This window comes from Peterkaempfera bronchialis (assembly GCF_003258605.2).
GTDB lineage: Bacteria > Actinomycetota > Actinomycetes > Streptomycetales > Streptomycetaceae > Peterkaempfera > Peterkaempfera bronchialis.
The window spans coordinates 5238858-5261863 of record NZ_CP031264.1 but is presented as its reverse complement, the minus strand read 5'-3'; the positions used below and the strand labels follow the sequence as shown (position 1 = coordinate 5261863).

Here is a 23006-nt window from a genome sequence, read left to right as displayed (position 1 = left end):
CATTCTCCCTTCCGTCACCGACGCTCGTTCACCGGGCCCCCGGCCACGGCGAGCGCGGCGGAGACCTCCTCGGCGGCCCGCCGGGCACTGGCGACGCAGGCGGGGATGCCGACCCCGTCGTAGGCGGCGCCGCAGAGCGCCAGCGTGCCGTGGCCGACCGCCTGCTCGCGGATCCGCCGCACCCGGTCCAGGTGCCCGACCGGGTACTGCGGCAGCCCGCGTTCCCAGCGGGTCACCTCGGTCGCGTACGGGGTGGCCCGCAGCCCGATCGCCTCGCGCAGGTCGGCCAGCGAGCGGGCCACCAGCTCCGCGTCCGGCAGCGCCACGTCGGCCGTCTCGCCATGCCGACCCACCGAGGTGCGCAGCAGGAAGCGGTCCGGGGCGGCCCGGTCCAGCCAGCCCCACTTGTTGCTGGAGAAGGTGGACGCCTTGATGGTGCGCCCGTCCACCGGCGGCACCAGGAAGCCGCTGCCGGGCGGTGTCCCGGGCAGCTCGGAGCGGTGGAAGGCCATGGTCACCAGCGCCATCCCGGCGTACTCCACCGCCGCCAGCTCGGCCGCCGCGCCGGGCGCCTCGGCGGCGAGCAGCCGGGCGGCGACGGGGGCGGGTACGGCCAGCACCACCGCGTCGGCGGTGACCTCGCGCTCGCCCGCGCTGTCGCGGACCACCAGCCGCCACCCCTCGGGGGTGCGGCGCAGCGACTGCACGGCGGTGCCGGTGCGCAGCTCGGCACCGGCGGCGCGGGCCGCGTCGGCGACCGCGAGCGGCAGGCGGCCGATGCCGCCGGCGATGCCCTGGAAGACCGGCTGCGGCTCAGCGGGGGCCGTGGCTGCGGCCCGCTGCTGGAGTTCCTGTACGCCCGCGACCAGGGAGCCTCCGCGCTGGGCGACGGGCAGCAGTTGCGGGACGGCGGCGCGCAGCGAGATCCGGTCGGCGTGGCCGGCGTAGACGCCGCCGAGCAGCGGTTCCACCAGCCGGTCCACCACCTCGCGGCCGACCCGGGCGGCGACCCAGGCGCCGAGCGGGACATCGTCGCCGACCTCGGTGGGCGGCAGGTCGAGGTCCTGCCGGGCGCGGGCCAGGCCCTCGGGCGAGAGCACTCCGGTCCGCTCCAGCGCCGCCAGGTCTCCGGGGACACCCATCACATGGCCGGTGGGCATGGGGCGGAGCGCGCCCCGGGTCCAGAGGGTGGCCTTGGCGGTGGCGGGCGGCTCCAGCTGGTCGGCCAGGCCGACCTCGCGGGCCAGCGCCACCGCCTCGGGCCGCCGGGCCAGCATGGACTCGGCGCCGAGGTCGACCGCGACCCCGCCGACCTCTCCGGTGCGGAGCTTGCCGCCGAACCGTCCGGACTCCTCCAGCACGGTCACCCGGGCACGGCGGCCCAGCCCCCCGGCGGCGCCGCTGAGGAACGCGGCGGCGGCCAGCCCGGCGATACCGCCGCCGACCACGACCACCTGCGGCGGCGGCCCGTTCTCCGACCACGGCCCGGGGTCACTGCTTCGGTCGGCGACTGCGCTTCGGTCCATGCCTCCCACTCTCGCAGACGCCCGGCCCGCCCCCGAAAGGCCCCGTCGTCCCGCCCCCAAAGGGCCGACCGGACCCACCAGGACGGCAACCCTGACGAGGGGTACCGAGCAGACACCCGGGCCGCCCCCGAAAGGCCCCGTCGCCCCGAGCACGGAGGCCGACCGGACCCACCAGGACGCCAACCCGTTCGCGACGCGACGCCCGAGCGGAGGCGACACCGGACAAAGGGATACCGAGCAGACGCCCGGCCCCCAAACGGGCCCGCCGGGGCCGCAAACGTGACCCTTTCGCGATGCGTCGCCCGGAACCCGCCCCGGTGGCGGGCGGTCCAAGGGGGCAGGCCACCGCCGAGTGGCGGGGGTGGCACCGGACGAGGGGGTACCGAATGGGCGGCAGAGCAGGGGCGGCGGCGGGGGGCGTGCTGCTGGCGGCATTGGCACTGCTCGGCAGCGGGTGCAGCGCCGACTCCTCGGCGAAGGACGAAGCCTCAGCCAGATCGGCGGTCGGGAAGGCGGACCGCCCCGCGGCCAAGGTGGCGCCGAGCGGGCCCGCCGCGCTCGCCGGCGGTCCGAGCGCCGCCGCGACGGCCGGGCGCTCGATCGCCTACACCGCCGAGCTGCGGCTGGAGGTCAAGGATGTGCCGGCGGCGCTGGAGCGGCTGCGCAGCATGACCTCGGCGGCGGGCGGATATGTCAGCAGCGAGAACCTCGACCGGGGCAGCTTCGAGGAGGCCGCCGCCGACCAGGAGAGCTCCTGGGTGGAGGGCGCCTCCGAGGTGGTGGTGAAGGTCCCCTCGGCGGCCTTCGACCGAACCCTGGACACCTTCGGTGGGCTGGGGAAGGTGCTCCAGCGGCACCGCGAGGCGGCGGATGTCACCGACCAGGTGGTCGACGTCGAGAGCCGGTTGAAGACCCAGCGGGCCAGCGTGCAGCGGGTCCGGGCGCTGATGGGCGAGGCCACGACGATCACCGAGGTGGTGGCGCTGGAGAGCGAGCTGAGCCGCCGGGAGGCGGATCTGGAGTCGCTGGAGCGGCAGCAGCAGGAGCTGGCCTCCAAGACCTCGCTCTCCACCATCACGGTCGGCCTCTCCTCGGTCGCCCCGCCCGCGTCGGCGCCCGCCGCCAAGGAGAACCGGGGCTTCTGGGGTTCGGTGGGGCATGCGCTGGCGGCCGGGTGGCATGCGCTGTACGCGACGGTGCGGGGGGTGCTGGTGGTGCTCGCCGCCGTCGCCCCGTTCGCGCTGGTGCTGGTGCCCGCCGGGTGGCTGGCGGTACGGCTGCGGCGCCGCCACGGTACGGCCGCACCGGCCCTGGCCGAACCGGCCGCAGCCGTCGAACCGGCCGAGCGGCCCGAGTACCCCGCGCACCCCGAGCGGGCCGATAACGGCTGACGGTGCGCGACCGCCCCGCCGCGCCCGGTTTCCGGGGGCGCGGCGGGGCGGGACGGCGGGGCGGGACGGCGGGTCAGCGCGCGGTCGCCTCGTGGACGTGGGCGACCAGCCGGGTCAGCGCGTCCGGGTCGGTGGTGGGCAGCACCCCGTGGCCGAGGTTGAAGATGTGGCCGGTGCCGCCGAGCGCCTCGGCCGCCGCCAGCACCTCGGCGGTCTTGGCGCGCACCGCCGCCTCGGGGGCGAAGAGCACCGCCGGGTCGAGGTTGCCCTGGAGCGCCTTGCCGGGGCCGACCCGGCGGTGGGCCTCGTCCAGCGGGACCCGCCAGTCGACGCCCACCACGTCCGCGCCGGCCTCGCCCATCAGGCCGAGCAGTTCGCCGGTGCCCACCCCGAAGTGGATCCGGGGCACGCCGTGCCCTGCGACGGCCTGGAAGACCTTGCGGCTGGCCGGGAGGACCGAGCGGCGGTAGTCGGCGGGCGCCAGCGCGCCCACCCAGGAGTCGAAGAGCTGCACGGCGGAGGCACCGGCCTCGATCTGCACGGTGAGGAAGGCGGCGGTGATGTCGGCCAGGCGGTCCAGCAGGTCGGCCCAGAGCTCCGGGTCGCCGTACATCATGGCCTTGGTGCGCTCGTGGTTCCGGGACGGGCCGCCCTCCACCAGGTAGCTGGCGAGGGTGAACGGCGCCCCGGCGAAGCCGATCAGCGGGGTGGCGCCGAGCTCGTCCACCAGCAGGCCGATCGCCTCGGTGACATAGCCGACGTCGCCGGGCTCCAGCGGGCGCAGCCGCTCCAGGTCGGCGCGGCTGCGGATCGGGTCGGCGACCACGGGGCCCACGCCGGGCTTGATGTCCAGGTCCAGGCCGATCGCCCGGAGCGGGACCACGATGTCGCTGAAGTAGATGGCGGCGTCCACCCGGTGCCGCCGCACCGGCTGGAGGGTGATCTCCTTCACCAGGTCCGGCCGCATGCAGGACTCCAGCATCGGGATGCCCTCGCGCACCTTGAGGTACTCCGGCAGCGAACGCCCCGCCTGCCGCATGAACCACACGGGTGTGTGCGGCACCGGTTCGCGCCGGCAGGCGCGCAGGAACGCCGAGTCGTGCGCGGCGCCGGGCGCCGCGGTGGGCTGCCGGCCGGTGGGCACGCCGGGCGTCGGTACGGGGGTCGCTGCGCTTGTATCGCTCACGGGGCAAATCCTCGCATGCACCGGCGGCGGCCGTGCCCGGTGGTCCGCCCTGCCCGGCGGCCCCTCCATGCCCGGCCTTGCCCGGTCATGCCCGGTCATGCCCGGTGATCTGCGGCCGTGCTCCGCCGCGCCGCGCCGAGCGCGTTCCACCGTTCCGCGCGCCTGCCGCCCTACGCTTCCGCCCATGGCAGCGGTCAGCGGAAACCCCGCACATGGCGGCGGCACGGGCGGGGACGCCCTGCCCTCGGCGTTCCGCGACGCCGTCGAGGCGCTGACCTCGGCCCGGCTGCGGCCGGAGGTGCGGATCGGCACCGCTCCCGCGCCGCGCCGCCTGGCGCCGTACGCGTATGCGCTGACCGCCACCGTGGAGGTGGACGGGGAGGAGCTGGCCGACGGCCGGCTGGTCCTGCTGCACGACCCGGCCGGGCACGAGGCCTGGCAGGGCGACTTCCGGGTGGTGACCCTCTCCCGCGCGGAGCTGGAGCCGGAGATGGCCGGCGACCCCATGCTCTCCGAGGTGGGCTGGGCCTGGCTGATGGACGCGCTCCAGGCGCACGCCGCCCGCTGCACCGAGGCCGGCGGCACCGTCACCCGCTGCGCCTCGCAGTACTTCGGTGCCCTGGCGGAGCGCCCCCCGAGCACCGAGATCGAGCTGCGGGCGTCCTGGACGCCGGTCGACGGGCGCTTCGAACGGCACCTCGGGGCCTGGTGCGATCTGCTCTGCACCTGCGCCGGTCTGCCGCCGGCCGCCCCGGCGCACGGCCCGGTCCCGGATGCGCCGTCGCTCGGCGGAGTGGTTCCGATGCCGGCTCGGCGGCGCCCGCGCTCCCGCTGAGCGCCCCCTCCTGCGGCCTTTCGTGACCGTAAGTATCGACAAGCTGACCACTCGCGATCGAACTTGCGCGCCCAATGGTCAGACCCGACCGATCTAGTGCACGATTTGTCCGTATTGCTACTCACTAAATCGTGATCATTCGCTAAAGCCGCGCGCGGTTGGTGCCGAAGCTGTCAGTGACCCTTTCCGCAAGCGGAATCCCTTCCCGCCCCCACCGGGGTTCCGTCCGCCACTCCCTATCAGGAGGCCTGGTGTCGGTCCTTCTCGATCACCCCGCAAACCTGGTCGCCTACCGCCCGACGAAGCCCACTGCCATGGTGGTCGTGGCGGACCCGCGGGTCCGCAACACCGTCACCCGGCATCTGTGGGCGCTGGGCGTGCGCGACGTCATCGAGGCGTCCTCCATCGCGGAGGCCAGGCCGCGGGTCTCCACCCCCCGTGACATCTGCGTGGCCGACGTGCACCTCCCGGACGGCTCCGGGCTGACCATCCTCGCCGAGACCAGGGCCGCAGGCTGGCCCAACGGCCTGGCGCTCTCGGCCGCCGACGACATCGGCGCCGTGCGCAGCGCCCTCGCCGGAGGAGTCAAGGGCTACGTCGTCACCGGGACCCGTGGCTCGATCGGCATGCCGGGCCGTCCCGGTCTGCCGCTCGGCGCCGCCGGGATGGCCGGCCGGATGCGCCGCCCCGGCATGCCGGGCACCCCGGGCGCACCGGCGGCGCCCGGCACCCCCGGCGCCCACCCCACCACCTACCGGGAGCTCTCCGGCCGCGAGGTCGAGGTGCTCCGGCTGGTGGCGGAGGGCCAGTCCAACAAGGCGATCGGGGTGGCCATGGGCCTCTCCGCGCTGACCGTGAAGAGCCACCTCGCCCGGATCGCCCGCAAGCTGGGCACCGGTGACCGGGCCGGCATGGTCGCCGTCGCCCTGCGCACCGGCATCATCCACTGACACGCCGCCCACCACCCGACCGGAGGAACGTTTCCCTCCCCGTTTGCAGCATCCGCCCGCCCGCGTCCCGGCCAGGGGTCGCGGGCGGGCCCGCCTCCCGCCTCCCACCTGTCCGTTCGGCCCCTCACCTGCTTGTCCGTCCTCCCCCGCGCGCCCCGGCGTACCCTTGGGGGGTGACCGACGCCCGAGAAGCCACCGCCGTAGACGTGACCCCGGAGCCGGTCCCCCTGCTGGAGCCGCGGGAGGGCATCCCGCCGGTCGTGACCGATGCCGGAGCGCTCACCGAGACGGTGGCCGCCTTCGCCGCGGGCGACGGACCGGTTGCGGTGGACGCCGAACGCGCCTCCGGCTACCGGTACGGGCAGCGTGCCTATCTGATCCAGCTGCGCCGCGCCGGGGCCGGGACCGCCTTGATCGACCCGATCGCGTGCCCCGACCTCACCGGGTTGGGGGATGCGCTCGCCGATACCGAGTGGGTGGTGCATGCCGCCACCCAGGACCTCCCCTGCCTGGCCGAGGTGGGCATGCGCCCCACCCGGCTCTTCGACACCGAGCTGGCCGGCCGCATCGCCGGCTTCCCCCGGGTCGGCCTCGGCCCGATGACCGAGAATGTGCTCGGCTACTCACTGGCCAAGGAGCACTCCGCGGTGGACTGGTCCACCCGCCCGCTGCCCGAGCCCTGGCTGCGCTACGCGGCCCTGGATGTCGAGGTGCTGGTCGAGCTGCGTGACGCACTCGAACAGGAGCTGGACAGCCAGGGCAAGCTGGAGTGGGCGCTGGAGGAGTTCGCGGCCATCGCCGCCGCCCCGCCGCCCGCGCCCCGGGTGGACCCCTGGCGCCGCACCTCCGGCCTGCACAAGGTCCGCCGCCGCCGGCAGCTGGCCGCCGTACGGGAGCTGTGGCTGCTGCGCGACCGGATGGCCCGCGAACGCGATGTCTCCCCCGGCCGGGTGCTCTCCGACCTCGCCATCGTGGGCGCCGCCCTGGCGATGCCCGCCAACGCCCAGGCGCTCCAGGCCCTCCAGGGCTTCGGCCCCCGGGTGCACCGGCGCCAGCTGGAGCAGTGGCTGGGCGCCCTCGACCGGGCGCGGGCCGTCCCGGAGGCGCAGCTGCCGCCGGCCACCGCGCCGCACGACGGCCCGCCGCCGCCGCGCGCCTGGGCGGACAAGGACCCGGTGGCCGCCGCCCGGCTGGCCGGGGCCAGGGCCGCGGTCACCGCGCTGGCCGAGACCCACGGCCTGCCTGCGGAGAACCTGATCACCCCCGACCTGGTGCGCCGGGTCAGCTGGGAGCCGCCGGCCGAGGCCACCGCCGAGGCGGTCGCCGCCGCGCTGCGCGGCAGGGGCGCCCGCCGCTGGCAGGTGGAGCTGGTGGCCCCGGTGCTGGCCGCCGCGTTCGCCGCCGCCGAGACGGCGGTCTGATCCGCTCGCCCGACGGCTCCATACGGCCCGCCGCCCCGCTTTCCGGGGCGGCGGGCCGTTGCCTTTGCCCGGCGCGGCAGGGGGCGGGGCAGTGGCGCGCGCCACACGCGCCGCGCCGGGGGCGGTCGGTCTGTCCATCCTAGTTACCAGCGAGTAGCATGACGGGGAGCGCCGCAGTGCTGTCTGCGCGGGCGCGCGCCCCATGACGTGTTCGGCTCCTGCATTCTGGGACCTGGGAGGAGAGCCACCGTGCCTCGTACCGTGAGGGACGTCGTCTTCGTCGACGGCGTCCGCACCCCGTTCGGCAAGGCGGGCCCGAAGGGCATCTACCACGAGACCCGCGCCGACGACATGGTCGTCGCCTGCATCCGGGAGCTGCTGCGCCGCAACCCCGGCCTGCCCGCCGAGCGCATCGACGAGGTCGCCGTCGCGGCCACCACCCAGATCGGCGACCAGGGCCTCACCATCGGCCGCACTGCGGCACTGCTCTCGGGGCTGCCCGCGTCGGTGCCCGGCTATGCGATCGACCGGATGTGCGCCGGCGCGCTGACCGCCGTCACCACCACGGCGGGCGGCATCGCCTTCGGCGCGTATGACGTGGTGGTCGCGGGCGGCGTGGAGCACATGGGCCGCCACCCGATGGGCGAGGGCGTGGACCCCAACCCGCGCTTCGTCTCGGAGAAGCTGGTCGACGAGTCGGCGCTCTTCATGGGTATGACCGCGGAGAACCTGCACGACCGGTTCCCGCACCTCACCAAGGAGCGCTGCGACGCCTATGCGGTGGCCTCCCAGGAGAAGGCCGCCAAGGCGTACGCCAACGGGAGGATCCAGCCCGACCTGGTGCCGGTCGCCGTCCGCCGCACCAGCCCGGAGGCCGGCGAGACCGGCTGGGGCCTGGCCACCGCCGACGAGCCGATGCGGCCCGGCACCACGCTGGAGAACCTGGCGGCCCTGAAGACCCCCTTCCGCCCGCACGGCCGGATCACCGCCGGCAACTCGGCCGGCCTCAACGACGGCGCCACCGCCTCGCTGCTGGCCGCCGAGGACGTCGCGGTCGAGTTGGGCCTGCCGGTGCGGATGCGTCTGGTCTCCTATGCCTTCGCGGGCGTGGAGCCCGAGGTGATGGGCGTCGGCCCGGTCCCGGCGACGGAGAAGGCGCTGGCCAAGGCCGGGCTGTCGATCTCCGACCTCGGCGCCTTCGAGATCAATGAAGCCTTCGCCGTCCAGGTGCTGGCCTTCCTCGACCACTACGGCATCGCCGACGACGACGAGCGCGTCAACCCGTACGGCGGCGCCATCGCCTTCGGCCACCCGCTGGCCTCCTCCGGCGTCCGGCTGATGAACCAGCTGGCCCGCCGCTTCGAGGAGCGTCCGGACGTCCGCTACGGCCTGACCACCATGTGCATCGGCTTCGGCATGGGCGGGACCGTCATCTGGGAGAACCCGAACTTCGAGGAGGGGGCGAAGTGACCACCACCGAGCTGCTCCAGCGCGCCGCCGAGCTCTTCCCGGACGAGGTCGTCACCTCGGCCCACGTCCGCCACCTCGACCTGCCGGGGCAGGCGGGGCGGTTCGCCCTGATCACCCTGGACAACGGGCTGGACCACACCAAGCCGTCCACCTTCGGCCCCGCCTCGCTCGCCAGGCTCTCCGAGGCGCTGGACCAGGTCGAGCGGGAGGCGGCGGCCGGCGGGATCGTCGGCGTCGGGGTCACCGGCAAGCCGTTCATCTTCGCGGTGGGCGCCGACCTCAAGGGCGTCGAGGTGCTCAAGGAGCGCGGCGACGCGGTGGCCATCGGGCGGAGCGGCCACGAGGTCTTCAAGCGGCTGGCCGCGCTGCCGGTGCCGACCTTCGCCTTCTACAACGGCGCCGCCATGGGCGGCGGTGTGGAGATCGGCCTGCACTGCACCTACCGGACCGTCTCCTCGGGCGTCCCGGCGTTCTCGCTGCCGGAGTGCTTCCTCGGGCTGGTGCCGGGCTGGGGCGGCTGCACCCTGCTGCCGAACCTGATCGGCCCGCAGAAGGCCATCCAGGTCGTCATCGAGAACTCGCTCAGCCAGAACCGGCAGCTCAAGGGCACGCAGGTGTATGAGCTGGGCATCGCCGACGCCCTCTTCGAGCCGGCCGACTTCCTGGCGCAGTCGCTGCGCTGGGCCGCCTCGGTGCTCACCGGCGAGACCGTGGTGGAGCGCCCGGAGATCGACCGGGGCGAGTCCTGGGACCAGGCCGTCGCCCACGGCCGCCTGATCGCCGACTCCAAGGTGCACGGCGCCGCCCCCGCCCCGTACCGGGCGCTGGACATCATCGCCGGGGCCAAGGACGGCGACCTCCAGAAGGGCTTCGACGCCGAGGACGAGGCGCTCGCCGACCTGATCATGAGCGGCGAGCTGCGGTCCGGCCTGTACGCCTTCAACCTGGTGCAGAAGCGCGCCAAGCGGCCGGTCGGCGCCCCCGACAAGTCGCTGGCCCGCCCGGTCACCAAGGTCGGCGTGGTCGGTGCCGGGCTGATGGCCTCCCAGCTGGCGCTGCTCTTCGCCCGCCGGCTGGAGGTGCCGGTGGTCCTCACCGACATCGACCAGGAGCGCATCGACAAGGGCGTCGGCTATGTCCACGGCGAGATCGACAAGCTGCTGGACAAGGGCCGGATCGGCGGCGACAAGGCCAACCGCCTCAAGGCGCTGGTCACCGGCTCGCTGGACAAGGGTGCCGCCTTCGGCGACGCGGACTTTGTGATCGAGGCCGTGTTCGAGGAGATGGGCGTCAAGCAGAACGTCTTCGCCGAGCTGGAGGCGGTGGTCTCCCCCGAGGCCGTGCTGGCCACCAACACCTCCTCGCTCTCGGTGACCGAGATGGCGTCCAAGCTCCAGCACCCCGAGCGGGTCGTCGGGTTCCACTTCTTCAACCCGGTCGCCGTGCTCCCGCTGCTGGAGATCGTCCGTGGCGAGAAGACCGACGACGCCTCGCTGGCCACGGCCTTCGCCACGGCCAGGAAGCTGAAGAAGACCGCCGTGCTGGTCAAGGACGCCCCGGCGTTCGTGGTCAACCGGGTGCTCACCCGCTTCCTCGGCACCGTGCTCGGCACCATCGACGAGGGCACCCCGATCGAGGTCGCCGACCGGGCCCTGGAGCCGCTGGGCCTGCCGATGTCCCCGATCGTGCTGCTGGAGCTGGTCGGCCCGGCCGTTGCCCACCATGTGGCGTCCACCCTGCACACCGCCTTCCCGGACCGCTTCGGCGTCTCCGAGAACCTGGGCCGCGTGGTCGAGGCGGGCAAGCGCTCCCTCTACACCTGGGCGTCCGGCAGCCAGCAGGTCGACCCCGAGGTGGCCGCGCTGTTCCAGGTCGGCTCCACGGTCCTCACCGAGGAGCAGGTCCGCGACAGGGCGCTGGACGCCATCGCCGAGGAGATCCACCTGATGCTGGAGGAGGGCGTCGTCGCCGAGGCGCAGGACGTCGACCTCTGCCTGATCACCGGCGCGGGCTGGCCCTTCCACCTGGGCGGTATCACCCCGTACCTGGACCGCGAGGGGGTCTCCCAGCGGGTCAACGGCAAGCCGTTCCTCGCCCCGGGCGTGGCCTCCGTACCCGCCTGACGATCCGTCACCCGGCAAGTGCATGACGCCCGGCACACCCTGCGGTGTGCCGGGCGTCGGCGCGTCGCCGTCTCAGGCGGCCGGGCGCCAGACATAGCGGACGTCCGGTTCGCGCTCCTCGTTGGCGGTCCCATCGGTCCGCTCGGCCTCGGTGAAGCCGTGCCGCTGGTAGAACCGCTGGGCCGGCCCGTTGACCTGGAACGTCCACAGCTCCAGCCCGTCCGGGCGGCGCTCCTTGGCCAGCGCGACCAGCCGGTCGCCGATCCCCCGGCCCCGCCAGCGCGGTTCCAGGTAGAGCTGGCTGAGCAGGGCCTCGTCCAGCACCATCACCCCGACCACGGCCCGCTCAGCCACCGCGACCCAGGTCTCCCGCTTCGGTACGACCACCTCGCGGAAGTAGTCCCGGACCTCCTGGTCGGTACGGGGGCGGCGGACCGTCGGCAGAGCCGCGCGGAAGGAGCGCAGCCACACATCGGCGGCGTCGAGCGCATCGGCGTCGACCGCGCGGCGGAGGATCGGATCGTCGGTAGTCACGGCAGGCCACGCTTCCAGAGGAACGGCCTTGGCGCATCCGGTTTTCGCGGGCCGCCGAAGGTCGGTCAGTCCTGCGGGGGCGCCGGGGAGAGGTGCTCGTGGACGGCGAGCCAGCGGTTGTCGGCGGTGCGGTGGAAGACGATGGTCTCCCGCTCGTGCACGGTCTCCTCGCCCGCCCGGGTGCCGATCCGGGTCTCCACCTGGTGGCTGAAGACGGCGGTGTCGCCGAGGAGTTGGACCAGCGGGGAGGTGGAGGCGCAGGCGAGGACGCGGAAGTCGTCCTGCTCCACCCAGGTCTGCCAGAGTGCGCGGTACTCGGCCGTGGAGGCCAGGCGCCGGGCGGTGGTGTGGAAGACGAAGGTGGCGTCGGGGGCGAAGGCGGCGAAGTAGTCGTCCACGCGGTTGGCGGCGAAGGCGGCGACCAGGGCGTCGGCAGCCTGGCGGACTGCGGCTTCGGCGGTCGTCTCGGGGGTGGTCTCGGGGGTGGTCTCGGTGGTCGACTCGGTGGTGGTCCGGGAGGTCATGGCGAGGGCTCCGGTGGGGGTGGGTCAGCTGGTGGCGGCGAGGTCTGCGACGGGAGCGGGGCCGTCCCCGCCGGTGATCGGCGGGATCGCGGTGTCGGCGGCGCGGACCAGCCGGGGGCCGTCCGGGCCGTACACACCGCGCGGCTCGGGGAAGGCCCACAGCAGCGAGAGGTAGAGGACGGCCGCGACGGCGAGGCCGAGCGGCAGCGAGATGTCCACGCCGTCGGCGAGGCCGCCCAGCGGGCCGACGAACTGGCCGGGGATGTTGGTGAAGAGCAGCGCCACGGCGGCGGAGGCGAGCCAGGCGGAGAGGCCGCGCCAGTTCCAGCCGTGGGTGAACCAGTAGCGGCCGCCGCGCCGGCGCTGGTTGAAGACCTGGAGCGCCTCGGGGTCGTACCAGCCGCGCCGGGTGGCATAGCCGAGCATCATGATCACCATCCAGGGGGCAGTGCAGGTGATGATCAGGGTGGCGAAGGTGGAGATGGACTGGGTCAGGTTGAGCGCGAACCGGCCGAGGAAGATGAAGCCGGTCGACAGCACCCCGATGAAGAGCGTCGCCTGCACCCGGTTGAAGCGGGGGAAGACGCTGGAGAAGTCCAGGCCGGTGCCGTAGAGCGCGGTGGTGCCGGTGGACATGCCGCCGATCAGGGCGATCAGGCAGACCGGCAGGAAGTACCAGCCGGGCGAGATCGCCAGCAGCCCGCCGACGTAGTTGGGCGCGGCCGGGTCGACGTACTTGGCGGCCTTCTCGGCGATGATCGAGGCGGTGCAGAGGCCGAAGAGGAACGGCAGGATCGTGGCGACCTGCGCCAGGAAGGCGGCGCCCATCACCCGGCGGCGCGGGGTGGCGGCGGGGATGTAGCGGGACCAGTCGCCGAGGAAGGCGCCGAAGGAGATCGGGTTGGAGAGCACGATCAGCGCGGCGCCGATGAACGACGGCCAGAAGAGCGGGTCGGCGGTCGAGGCGAAGGTGCCGGCGTACGAGGGGTCGAAGTCCCCGGCGAAGGCGAAGGCGCCCAGCACGAAGAGCAGCGAGGCGGCGGCCACCGCGATCTTGTTGACCAGCAGCATGAAGCGGAAGCCGTAGATGCAGACGGTGAGCACCAGCGCCGCGAAGACGCCGTAGGCGACGGCGTGCGAGACATCCGAGTCGGGCAGTCCGACGAGCCGGTTGGCGCCGCCGACCAGGGCGTCGCCGGACGACCAGACGGAGATGGAGAAGAAGGCGATGGCGGTCAGCAGGGCGAGGAAGGACCCCACCACCCGGCCGTGCACGCCCAGGTGCGCCGAGGAGGAGACGGCGTTGTTGGTGCCGTTGACCGGGCCGAAGATGGCCAGCGGCGCCAGGATCAGCGCGCCGACCAGCAGGCCGAGCACCGTCGCCCCCAGCCCCTGCCAGAAGGAAAGGCCGAAGAGGATCGGGAAGGTGCCCAGCACGCAGGTGGCAAAGGTGTTGGCCCCGCCGAAGGCGAGGCGGAAGAGGTCGATCGGGCGTGCCGTGCGGTCCTGATCGGGAATCCGTCCGACGCCGTGCTGCTCGACTTCGGTGATCGAGGTCGTCACGGTTCCTCCATTCCGGCCGGGGCCGCTGATGTGCCCGCCAGTCTGCGTGGTCCCGGAGGGGACGGCAATTGGCCCTGCCACGAAGCACTAGGGTGTCTCTTGTGGCAACGGACAAACTCACGGTGGAGGATCTGCTCTCCTTCCCCGCACTCCAGCTGCGGGTGCTGGCGGGCGAGCGCGGGCTGCGCCGCTCGGTGTCCTGGGCCCATGTGAGCGAACTCACCGACCCCACACCGTGGTTGCTGGGCGCCGAGGTGATCATGACGGCCGGGATCGCGGTCCCCCGGTCGGCGGCCGGGCAGCGGGCCTACCTGGAGCGGCTGGACGACGCCGGGGTGTCCGCGCTGGCCGTCTCGGCGCAGCTGCATGTGCCGCCGCTGCACGACGCGCTGCTGCGGGCGGCGGACGAACGCGGGATGCCGCTGCTGGAGGTGCCGCTGGCGGTGCCGTTCATCGCGGTCGCCCAGGAGGTCGCCGCAGCCGTGCAGGAGGACGCCCGGCAGCGGCTGGGCGCGCAGCTCCAGGTCTTCGGGGCGCTGCGCTGGCTGGCCTCGGAGGACCTGGACACCACCATGCTCTTCCGCCGCCTGGAGCGGCTCTCCGGGTACGAGGTCTATCTCTGCACCCCGCAGGGGCGACCGCTGCTCCCGGGCGTCCCGGCACCACCCGACCCCGGGGTGCTGCCCTCCTCGGTCGACGCGGCCCCGACCATCCCCGGCGGGTTCGCGGTCCCGGTGCTGACCCCCGGCGGGACGGCCGGCTTCCTGGTCGCCTTCGAGCGGCAGGGCGCCCGGCCCGCCGGGCTGGCCGTGGTCCAGCACATCGCCACGGTCGCCGCACTCCAGGTGGCCATGGTCCGCCACCAGCGCGAGACGGTGCGCCGCGAGGGCGCGGAGATCCTGGCGGAGCTGCTCCAGGGCGTCCTGGACCCGGCAGTGGCGCGGCGCCGGCTGCACCGCTTCTCGATCGAGGGCGAAGCCGTGCTGCTGGTGGTCCGGGGCGTCCGGGACGACGTACTGACGCAGAGCCTGGACGAGCATCCGCATCTGCTGCTCAGCCGGGGCGAGGACCGCTATCTGCTGGGCCCGCCGGACCTGGGCGCTGCGGTCGCCGCGCTGCCGGCCGTCGCCGCCGGGATGAGCAGGCCGTTCCCGTCCGGCGAGTCGCTGCGGGTGGCGGAGCGGGAGGCGCTGTGGGCGGTGTCCAAGGCCGCCGAGTCGGGGCGCCCGCTGGTGGCGTACGGCACCGACACCACCGGCAGATGGCTGCCGGACGACCCGGCGGTGCTGGCCACGCTGGTCGAGCATGTCCTCGGCGAGGTGCTGCGGTACGACCGGGCGCACGGCTCCGCGCTGCTGGCCTCGGTACGCACCTGGATGGAACGGGACCGGCGCACCGAGGCGGCGGCGGAGGCGCTCCATGTGCACCCCAACACGCTGGCGTACCGACTGCGCCGCTTCTCGGCGCTGACCGGGCGCGACCTGGCCTCGACCGGGGCCTTCGCCGAGGTGTGGCTGGCGGTCCGGGCGGCGGAGCGGCTGGGGCTCATGGAGTGAGGCGGAGGAGGAGATGAGCGGGATGGAGAGTCCGGGGCGGCCGCCGCACGGGGCGGCGCAGGAGCCGCGTCCGCTGCTGATCGTCGACGGCGCCAATGTGGTGGGCTCGGTGCCCGACGGCTGGTGGCGGGACCGGCGGGGCGCGGCGGAGCGGCTGCGGGACGCCCTGGTGGCGGTGGCGGCGGACGGGCTGCCGGAGGGTAGCGGCGCACCGGAGTGGGCGTGCGGCGGGCCGCTGGAGGTGCTGCTGGTGGTGGAGGGGGCGGCGCGCGGGGTGGCCGAGGTGCCCGGCGTACGGGTGGCCTCGGCGACGGGCAGCGGGGATGACCTGGTGGTGCGGCTGACCGCGACCGAGCGGGCCGAGAACGGGACCGCCCCACGCCGCTGCCTGGTGGTGACCGCCGACCGTGAACTCCGCGCCCGCGTGACCACCCTCGGCGCCGAGGTCACCGGCCCCCGCGCCGTCCGCCCCCGCTAACCGGCGCCGCCGGAGCCGGGCGGCCCGCCCCGGGCTGCGGGAACGACCTGGCGGCAGCCGAGCGGGCCGAGAACGAGACCGCCCCACACCGCTCCCGGGGTGACGGCGCTCGGTCCCCGGCTTCGGGTGGCGGGCTGCGGGAACGGCCCGGCGGCCACCGAGCAGGCCGAGAACAGGGCAGCACCACGCCCGCTCCCGGGGTGGCGGCGCTCGATGCGGTCGTGATCGACCCCCGCGCCGAACGACCCCGACAGCCGACAGCGCCGGAGCCAGACGACCCGCTCCAGGGTGCCGGAACGACCCGGCAGCAACCGAGCCAGCCGAGAACAGGGCAGCACCACACCGCTCCCAGGGTGACGGCGCTCGATGCGGTCGTGATCGACCCCCGCGCCGAACGACCCCGACAGCCGGCGGCGCCAGAGCCAGACGACCCGCTCCAGGGTGCCGGAACGACCCGGCAGCAACCGAGCCAGCCGAGAACAGGGCAGCACCACGTCCGCTCCCGGGGTGGCGGCGAGCGGTCCGGTCGTGATCGACCCCCCGCGCCGAACGACCCCGACAGCCGACAGCGCCGGAGCCAGACGACCCGCTCCAGGGTGCCGGAACGACCCGGCAGCAACCGAGCCAGCCGAGAACAGGGCAGCACCACACCGCTCCCGGGGTGGCGGCGAGCGGCGGAGGCGGGGGCTTCGGGGTGCCGGGCGTCGGTGGGCGCCGTAGGTTGGAGGTGCTGGCGGTGGTACGTGCAGGCGCCGAACCCGGGCGGTGACGCGGTGGACGCGGACGGCAGGGAGGGCAGGGCCGTCGGCGGGGCCGGATCGGTAGGCGCCCGCCGAACGGGCGGCCGATGGCGTCCACCGACACGACCGGGGGGTGCGGGCGGCGCGATGAGTACGGCGCTGCGCCTCGGCGAGTTCGAGCGGGTGATGGCCGAGGGCGTGGTGAAGGCCGTCCGGGCCGCCGACGGCTACGGCGGGGGCGTCTACCTGCGGTCGGGCAATGAGCAGTCGCTGGTGCTGGCCGCCGTCGCCGGGGTGTCGCGGGGCCTGCTGCGGGCCACCTGGCGGGTACCGGTGGCCGGGCCGCTCCCGGTGGCGGAGGTGTACCGCTCGGGCCGCTCCATCCACCTGGACGACGCGGACGAGACGATGCGCCGCTTCCCCCAGCTGGCCATCGCCCTGCCCTACCCGTTCGCCTCCGTGTACACACCCGTCACCGACGGCAACGAGACCGTCGGCGTGCTGGTGGTGCTGCGGACAGCCGCCCCTGACCGGGTGCTCACCAGCCCCTCGCGGCGGCGGCTGCGCGCGGCGGCCAACCGGCTGGGCGCCTCACTGGCGGCACTGAGCGCGCACGGGCTCCCGATCCAGTGGGACGCCGAGCCGATCACCGCCCGGCTGCCTGCGACCTCGCTGACCCCGGTGCGGGTCGGCCAGTTCGACTGGTACGTCTCGACCGGGGTCTTCGCCGCCGACGACGTCTGCTGCGCCATGCTCGGCCGGGACCGGGCCTCCTTCGGCGGGACCGTGACGGCGCTGACCGCCCGGACGGTGCCGGAGGACGCATATGAGCTCCAGGCGGCGGCCCGGGAGGCGGTCGAGACCGGGAAGGTGTCGGCCCGGCGGCTGCGGGTGCTGGGGTTGGACGACAAGCCGTGCCTGGTGGAGCTGTGGGCACGGGAGGTCGGCCTGGGTCCCGACCGCCATCTGACCGGCGCGCTGGTGGACCCGGGCACCGGCATCACCGCGGCCGAGGCGGCCGAGCGGCTGCCGGACGGCCTCTTCGCGCTCGACCAGGACGGGCGGCTGACCTACGCCAACGGCCGGGCCGAGGCGCTGCTGGGCGCCGACCGCACCGAACTGGTCGGCAGCCACCCATGGGATGTGCTGCCCTGGCTCGCCGACCCGGCGTACGAGGACCGCTACCGGTCGGCGATGCTCTCCCAGGAGCCGTCCTCGTTCCTGGTCCGGCGCACGGCGGGCCACTGGCTGACCTTCACCCTGTACCCGGATGTGCACGGCCTGACCGGCCGGGTGGTGCCGGTGGAGCCGCCGGCCGAGGAGATCGAGGGCCGGGCCCCGGTCGACGCCGCGCCGGTCCCGCAGTCCCCGTCGGCCGCCCCCGCGCGGCCCGGGGCGCTCTACCGGGTGCTCCAGATGGCCAGTGCGCTCACCGAGGCGGTGACCGTGCGGCAGGTGTGCGAGGTGGTCGCCGACCAGCTGCTGCCGACCTTCGCGGGCCAGGAGGTGGCCATCTACACGGTGCGCGAGCGGCACCTCCATCTGGCCTGGCAGAGCGGCTACCCGGAGGGGTTCCTCGACCCGTTCGAGGGGGTCACCCTGCACGCCCGGCTGCCCGGCGTGGAGGCGCTCACCTCCGGCAGTCCGATCTTCTTCGAGTCGGAGCGGCAGCTCTGCTCGGCGTATCCCGGCATCCCGCTGGACGGGATGCGCTCCTGGGCGTTCCTGCCGCTGATCGCCTCGGGGCGGCCGGTCGGCTCGTGCATCGTCGGCTTCGACCGCCCGCGCACCTTCACCAGCGAGGAGCGCACGGTGCTCACCGCGCTCGGCGGGCTGATCGCCCAGGCTCTGGAGCGGGCCCGGCTGTACGACTCGGAGTCGGCCGTGGCCCGGGGCCTCCAGGAGGCGCTGCTGCCGCACCGGCTGCCGTGCATCGCGGGGGTGGAGACCGCCGGGCGCTACCTCCCCGGCACCCAGGGCATGGACATCGGCGGCGACTGGTACGACGTGATGGAGACCTCCCGGGGGGTGGTGCTGGTCATCGGGGACGTGGAGGGGCACAGCGTGGCGGCGGCGGCGATCATGGGGCAGCTGCGCAGCGCCGTGCGGGCCTTCGCCACCGGCGGCCAGTCGCCCGACGAGGTGATGGCCTGCACCAACCGGCTGCTCGCCGATCTGGACTCGGGTCTCTTCGCCACCTGCTGCTGTGTCCAGCTGGACCCGGCGAACGGCAGGGCGTGGGCGGTGCGGGCGGGGCATCCGCCGCCGCTGCTGCGGCTGCCGGACGGGCGTACCGAGGTGCTGGACCTGGCCGGCGGGGTGCTGCTGGGGGTGGACCGGGAGATCCGCTACCCGGTGACGGAGCTGCGGCTGCCGCCCGGCTCGGTACTGGCCCTGTACACGGACGGGTTGGTGGAGCAGCCCGGCGCGGACATCGGGCAGGGCATCGACCGGCTGCGCTCGGCGCTCGCCCACACCTGGACGGACTCGCTGGCGGACACTGCGGAGCGGCTGGTCCGGGAGGCCCGGTACGCGCCCGACCGGCTGGACGACGTCGCGCTGCTGCTCACCTGCCGCCGCCCTGCCGTGCCATAGGCGGCAAACGGGCACCGGCGGGCATGGTCGGGCACGGGCGGGCGTCGGCGGCGAACGTTCAGAAACTGCACACATCGCCCCGCTCAGCAACCAGTCATGTTCAAAAGGTTGACGCGACCGCTTCAGGGGCGCCAGCATGCGGGTGCACGGATTAGAGCCACCACGTCATTGGGAGCGCTCCCACTCTCGCTCCGGCCCCCGTGGTGTTCCCCTCTCGCCCCGGGCTGCTGTTCTCGGCAGCCTTTCCCCCACCCGCGAGTCGGAGTCCACTCCGAGAGCCGTACGAGGAGCACCCATGGCCATCACCCGTCTTTCCGCGAAGCGCCGGAAGCGTGGTGTCCACACACCGATCGCCCTGTTCGCCGCAGCCGCCGTGGCCGCAGGCGCAGCGGTCCTCGCCCCGGGCAGCGCCCAGGCCGCCGTCGGGGACGGCCCCTGGCACACCTCCGGCGGCCAGATCGTGGACGCCGCCGGCAACCCGGTGCGGATGACCGGCATCAACTGGTTCGGCCTGGAGACGTCCAACTACGCTCCGCACGGGCTGTGGACCCGCAACTACAAGGACATGCTGGACCAGATCAAGTCGCTGGGCTACAACACTCTGCGGCTGCCGTACGCCAACCAGGTCTTCGACTCCGCCTCCAAGCCCAACAGCATCGACTACGCCAAGAACCCCGATCTCCAGGGCCTGAACGGTCTCGGGATCATGGACAAGATCATCGACTACTCGGGGAAGATCGGCCTCAAGGTCTTCCTGGACCAGCACCGCCCCGACTCGGGCGGGCAGTCGCCGCTCTGGTACACCTCGGCGTACCCGGAGTCGCGCTGGGTCAGCGACTGGGTGATGCTGGCCAACCACTACAAGGGCAACAGCACGGTGGTCGGCGCCGACCTGCACAACGAGCCGAACGGCGCGGCCACCTGGGGCAGCGGCGACGCGGCGACCGACTGGCGGCTGGCGGCCGAGAAGGGCGGCAACGCCATCCTCGCGGCCAACCCGGACTGGCTGATCATCGTCGAGGGCAATGAGTGCTACGGCCCGGGCGGCACCAGCGACAAGTACGCCTCCGGCACCAGCTGCACCTGGTGGGGCGGCAACCTCCAGGGCGCGGCGACCGCGCCGGTCCGCCTCAACAAGCCGAACAAGCTGGTCTACTCGGCGCACGAGTACGCCACCTCGGTCTTCCGCCAGACCTGGTTCGACGACCCGTCCTTCCCCAACAACCTCCCGGCGATCTGGGACAAGAACTGGGGCTACCTCAAGAAGAACAACACCGCGCCGGTGCTGGTCGGCGAGTTCGGCTCCACCCTGACCGCGACCGTGGACCAGCAGTGGCTGACCAAGCTGATGTCGTACATGGGCAAGGGCTCCAACGGCTTCGACTTCACCTACTGGTCGCTCAACCCCAACTCGGGTGACACCGGCGGCATCCTCAAGGACGACTGGACCACGGTCGACACCTTCAAGCAGGGCTTCATCCAGCCGTACCTGATCCCGGTGGGCAACAACCCGACCAACCCGCCCACCACGCCGCCCACCACCCCGCCGACCACTCCTCCGACGACCCCGCCGACCACTCCCCCCACCACGCCGCCGACCACCCCGCCCGCGAAGGCGTCCTGCCAGGTCACCTGGAGCGCGGGTAGCGGCTGGGCGGGCCACTTCCAGAGCGACATCACCATCAAGAACACCGGCACCACGCCGATCAGCTCCTGGAAGCTGGTGTGGACCTTCGCCCAGGACCAGGTGGTGACCAACTCCTGGAACACCACGCTCACCCAGTCCGGGAAGACCGTGACCGCGGCCAACGCGGACTACAACGGCACCATCCCGGCGGGCGGCACGGTCTCCTTCGGTATCCAGGGCACCGTCAGCGGCAGCAACACCGCACCGACCGCGTTCACGCTCAACGGGGGCGCCTGCTCCTGATCCTGCCGACCATCCGACGGCGGCGGCCCGTCCCCTCCCCCCGGGGCGGCCGCCGCACCCGGCGGCGGTCGCTCCACCCCGGCGACCGCCGCCCTCGGCTCGGATGCTCAGCGCCGCTCCACCGCGGTGACCCCCTGCCCCGGCCGCCAGGTGCGGATCAGCAGCCGGTCACCGCCCACGACTTCGGTCAGCACCACCTCGTCCAGCTCCAGCCGGAAGGCGTGGAAGGGGCCGGGCGGCGGCTGGGTCGCCGCCTGGTAGGCCGCCAGCTCCCGCTCGTCGGTGACCTCCACCGCGCGGCCCGCCACCTTGGCGTCACCGCCCTCCATCGAACCGTCCCCCGGATTGGCGTGCAGCGCATAGCGGCCGTCCCGCTGGAGGTCGCGGGCCTTGACCGCCTGCCACATGGAACCCACCGTGAGATCCGGGCCGTGCAGGCGGGCCTCGGTGCCGCTGACCCGGGGGGAGCCGTCCTTGCGCAGTGTGGCGAGCACATGGTGCCGGTGGGCCTCGATCCGGGCCCGCACCGCCGCCGCCAGCTCGGGGGCCTCGTCCGTAAAATCCTGCCAGGTTGCCATGGCGGGGAGTCTGACACGAGGGTCTGACAACGGCGCTCCGGTCAGCGCCGCACCAGCCGGTAGATCACCGTGTCGCCGGTCAGCCCGACCATCTGGTAGTGCGCGTCCAGCAGCCGCTCGATCCTGGGGATGCGGATCGGCGAGTACGGCGCCTTGCCCGAGTCGTCCACCACGATCTCCGGCAGATTGCGGCTCAGCTCCTGGTCGAAGGTCTTCCAGGCGTCCTCCACGCTGTACGCCTCGCCGACCTTCCGGTCGCCCTTGCCGCCGCTGTAGTTGGTGAGGAAGCCGGCCGTCAGAAAGCGGGAGGCCGGGCGGCGGTCGGCAAGCCAGTACAGCTCCGGGTGCATGCCCCAGACCAGCATGGTGTCCGTGGGCCCGGTCTGCTCCGCCACCGCCGTGGCGACCTTGGCGGACCGGTCCAGCCGCTGCCCCGGCCAGGCCAGCGCCAGGCACCAGAAGACGGTGGAGGCGACCACGCTGTAGAGCAGCACCGGGCGCCAGCGCAGCGCCGAGGCGGTCACCGCCCCGGCGCCGAGCAGCACCAGCGGCGGCATCAGCTGGAGGTAGTAGTGGCCGAAGAAGTGGAACCCGGTGGAGACCCCGATCGCGGCGGAGCCCAGCCAGACCCACAGGTCGGTGGTGGAGCCATGGGCGACCAGCGGCCCGGGCAGCGGCGGCGCCGCCCCGGCGGCGACCGCCCGCCGGCGGGCCCGCAGCCGCCGCACCAGGGGGACCACCAGACCGAGGGCGGCGGCGGCGAGGATGGCGGCATTGCCCAGCGCCCGGCCGATCATCAGCAGCAGCGCCCCGTCCAGCGAGGCGTAGTCGCCGCTGCCGGTGACCACCCAGAAGAGGAACCCCTTGGGCTTGGTGAGGATCGCGGCCACCAGCCCTATCGGGATGGCGAAGCCGAAGAGCGCCTTGCCCAGCGCTCCCGGCCAGCGCACCCCCCGGTGGCGGGCGTCCTGGAGCAGCATCCAGAGCACCGGCAGCAGTACCGCGCCGCCGGTCTGCTTGGTGAGCGCGCAGATCGCGGTGGCGACACCGGCCGCCATCCAGCGGCGCCGCTCGGCGTAGCGGAAGGCCGCCACCATGCTGGGCAGCATGAAGACCTCGAAGGTCGCCGCCTGGGTGTCCTCCGGGGAGAGCCCGATGGAGACCAGCAGATAGAGCGCCCCGGCGGCGGCCCCGGCCCGGTTGCCCCAGCGGCCGCGCGCGATGGAGACCAGCAGCAGGGCGGTGGCCAGGTGCGCCACGATGGCCAGCACCCGCAGCGGCCAGAGCGAGAGCGAGCCGAAGACGGCGAAGGCGGCCTCGTAGAGCCAGGGCAGCAGCGGCGGCTTGCGGTCCACGACGGTGTCGTAGAGCACGCCGCCGTCGGCCAGCATCCGGGCCTGGGTGGCGAGGTAGCCCTCGTCGGGGCTCCACACCGGGCGGACGAAGGAGGGCAGGTGGGTGAGGGTGGCCAGCACCGCCAGGGCGGGGACCAGCCTGGTCCAGTAGCCGGTGCGCAGACGCGACGGCAGCCGCGCGGCGAGCACTGCGATGCGGTGGCGGGTCCGGTCCAGGGGCACGAGGGACAACCTACCGGGGACGAGCGGCC

The 23006-nt window shown here is 73.9% G+C and carries 17 protein-coding genes; 10 read left to right on the top strand and 7 right to left on the bottom strand.

Annotated features, from left to right (window positions below; genetic code table 11):
• Positions 1-14: 14 nt before the first annotated feature.
• Positions 15-1526 (bottom strand): protoporphyrinogen oxidase, encoded by a 1512-nt coding sequence (gene hemG, locus C7M71_RS23310; RefSeq protein WP_114914519.1) that lies wholly within the window; start codon positions 1524-1526, stop codon positions 15-17.
• Between the two features lie 386 nt (positions 1527-1912).
• On the opposite strand from hemG, the gene C7M71_RS23305 reads away from it, so the two are divergent.
• Complete coding sequence (locus C7M71_RS23305) at positions 1913-2917, top strand: DUF4349 domain-containing protein (protein WP_162824335.1); 1005 nt, start codon at positions 1913-1915, stop codon at positions 2915-2917.
• A gap of 73 nt (positions 2918-2990) precedes the next feature.
• Here the strand turns inward: C7M71_RS23305 and hemE are convergent, their stop codons facing one another.
• Entirely contained in the window at positions 2991-4061 is a 1071-nt protein-coding gene (gene hemE / locus C7M71_RS23300) for a uroporphyrinogen decarboxylase (RefSeq protein ID WP_229759211.1), read from the bottom strand.
• Between the two features lie 226 nt (positions 4062-4287).
• On the opposite strand from hemE, the gene C7M71_RS23295 reads away from it, so the two are divergent.
• From C7M71_RS23295 to C7M71_RS23275, 5 genes are all read left to right on the top strand, one after another.
• Positions 4288-4938 (top strand): DUF3000 domain-containing protein, encoded by a 651-nt coding sequence (locus tag C7M71_RS23295; protein WP_111494984.1) that lies wholly within the window; start codon positions 4288-4290, stop codon positions 4936-4938.
• Between the two features lie 251 nt (positions 4939-5189).
• A complete protein-coding gene (locus C7M71_RS23290; protein ID WP_111494986.1) occupies positions 5190-5888 on the top strand; it encodes a response regulator transcription factor in 699 nt (232 codons plus the stop codon).
• Positions 5889-6061: 173 nt separating this feature from the next.
• Positions 6062-7309, top strand: a complete 1248-nt coding sequence (locus C7M71_RS23285) for an HRDC domain-containing protein (RefSeq protein ID WP_175607729.1) — start codon at positions 6062-6064, stop codon at positions 7307-7309.
• 249 nt (positions 7310-7558) lie between these two features.
• A complete protein-coding gene (locus C7M71_RS23280) occupies positions 7559-8779 on the top strand; it encodes a thiolase family protein (protein ID WP_111490071.1) in 1221 nt (406 codons plus the stop codon).
• Entirely contained in the window at positions 8776-10902 is a 2127-nt protein-coding gene (locus C7M71_RS23275; RefSeq protein ID WP_111490070.1) for a 3-hydroxyacyl-CoA dehydrogenase NAD-binding domain-containing protein, read from the top strand. The genes C7M71_RS23280 and C7M71_RS23275 overlap by 4 nt, the downstream gene beginning before the upstream one ends.
• Positions 10903-10974: 72 nt before the next feature.
• On the opposite strand, the gene C7M71_RS23270 is transcribed toward C7M71_RS23275, so the two are convergent.
• The 3 genes from C7M71_RS23270 to C7M71_RS23260 form a co-directional block, all read right to left on the bottom strand.
• A complete protein-coding gene (locus tag C7M71_RS23270) occupies positions 10975-11436 on the bottom strand; it encodes a GNAT family N-acetyltransferase (protein WP_111490069.1) in 462 nt (153 codons plus the stop codon).
• Between the two features lie 65 nt (positions 11437-11501).
• Positions 11502-11960 (bottom strand): YybH family protein, encoded by a 459-nt coding sequence (locus C7M71_RS23265; protein WP_111490068.1) that lies wholly within the window; start codon positions 11958-11960, stop codon positions 11502-11504.
• Positions 11961-11984: 24 nt separating this feature from the next.
• Positions 11985-13523 carry a purine-cytosine permease family protein gene (locus tag C7M71_RS23260; protein ID WP_111490067.1) on the bottom strand — a complete coding sequence of 513 codons (1539 nt, stop codon included), beginning with the start codon at positions 13521-13523 and terminating at the stop codon, positions 11985-11987.
• A 101-nt stretch (positions 13524-13624) separates the two neighbouring features.
• Here C7M71_RS23260 and C7M71_RS23255 point away from each other — a divergent pair, with 101 nt between their 5' ends.
• The 4 genes from C7M71_RS23255 (at position 13625) to C7M71_RS32080 (ending at position 20822) form a co-directional block, all read left to right on the top strand.
• Positions 13625-15079, top strand: coding sequence for a PucR family transcriptional regulator (locus C7M71_RS23255; RefSeq protein WP_229758869.1), 1455 nt, complete (start codon positions 13625-13627; stop codon positions 15077-15079).
• Between the two features lie 22 nt (positions 15080-15101).
• Positions 15102-15557 (top strand): PIN domain-containing protein, encoded by a 456-nt coding sequence (locus C7M71_RS23250; protein WP_111490065.1) that lies wholly within the window; start codon positions 15102-15104, stop codon positions 15555-15557.
• Between the two features lie 887 nt (positions 15558-16444).
• Complete coding sequence (locus C7M71_RS23245; protein ID WP_111490064.1) at positions 16445-18892, top strand: SpoIIE family protein phosphatase; 2448 nt, start codon at positions 16445-16447, stop codon at positions 18890-18892.
• Between the two features lie 295 nt (positions 18893-19187).
• Positions 19188-20822: a cellulase family glycosylhydrolase gene (locus tag C7M71_RS32080; RefSeq protein ID WP_111490063.1), complete on the top strand. Its 1635-nt coding sequence runs from the start codon at positions 19188-19190 to the stop codon at positions 20820-20822.
• Between the two features lie 107 nt (positions 20823-20929).
• Here the strand turns inward: C7M71_RS32080 and C7M71_RS23235 are convergent, their stop codons facing one another.
• Positions 20930-21400, bottom strand: a complete 471-nt coding sequence (locus C7M71_RS23235; RefSeq protein ID WP_111490062.1) for a pyridoxamine 5'-phosphate oxidase family protein — start codon at positions 21398-21400, stop codon at positions 20930-20932.
• Between the two features lie 41 nt (positions 21401-21441).
• Complete coding sequence (locus C7M71_RS23230) at positions 21442-22977, bottom strand: ArnT family glycosyltransferase (protein WP_229758868.1); 1536 nt, start codon at positions 22975-22977, stop codon at positions 21442-21444.
• Positions 22978-23006 lie beyond the last annotated feature (29 nt).

Excerpts from the sequence above, each read along its gene's own strand:
- hemG (WP_114914519.1), bottom strand. The coding sequence starts at position 1,526 with ATGGACCGAAGCGCAGTCGCCGACCGAAGCAGTGACCCCGGGCCGTGG.
- C7M71_RS23305 (WP_162824335.1), top strand. The coding sequence starts at position 1,913 with ATGGGCGGCAGAGCAGGGGCGGCGGCGGGGGGCGTGCTGCTGGCGGCA.
- C7M71_RS23295 (WP_111494984.1), top strand. The coding sequence starts at position 4,288 with ATGGCAGCGGTCAGCGGAAACCCCGCACATGGCGGCGGCACGGGCGGG.
- C7M71_RS23265 (WP_111490068.1), bottom strand. The coding sequence starts at position 11,960 with ATGACCTCCCGGACCACCACCGAGTCGACCACCGAGACCACCCCCGAG.
- C7M71_RS23250 (WP_111490065.1), top strand. The coding sequence starts at position 15,102 with ATGGAGAGTCCGGGGCGGCCGCCGCACGGGGCGGCGCAGGAGCCGCGT.
- C7M71_RS23245 (WP_111490064.1), top strand. The coding sequence starts at position 16,445 with ATGAGTACGGCGCTGCGCCTCGGCGAGTTCGAGCGGGTGATGGCCGAG.
- C7M71_RS32080 (WP_111490063.1), top strand. The coding sequence starts at position 19,188 with ATGGCCATCACCCGTCTTTCCGCGAAGCGCCGGAAGCGTGGTGTCCAC.
- C7M71_RS23235 (WP_111490062.1), bottom strand. The coding sequence starts at position 21,400 with ATGGCAACCTGGCAGGATTTTACGGACGAGGCCCCCGAGCTGGCGGCG.